This is a genomic window from Bradyrhizobium sp. Ken01 (assembly GCF_055807355.1).
In genome coordinates, this window is the sequence record NZ_JBVVPC010000280.1 from 1 (window position 1) to 244 (window position 244).

1 pseudogene is annotated in these 244 nt (G+C 59.4%); it reads right to left on the reverse strand.

Going from position 1 to position 244, the window contains the following annotated elements:
- Window positions 1-244: pseudogene (locus AC0L3S_RS39665) on the reverse strand (hypothetical protein); the annotation flags it as partial.

Genomic DNA, 244 nt, shown 5'->3' on the forward strand with positions numbered 1-244 from the left:
GCCTGCTGCTCGATCGCGTGTCCCTGAGCTGATCGTGCCTCAACGCCCGATGACAAAAGAAACAAAACGGGAGACTACCATTCGCAAGCCTCATCTGCGCGGCCGCGGGCCGCATTTTCCGCTGTCGCGCCTTCTCGGTGTCGTTGACGCCGAAATCCGGCAGCGCGCGGTAGGAATTCGCGTTCAGCTTCTCTTCATTGCCAAGCACGAGATCGACCTCGTCCATGGCGGCGAATTTTTCAGG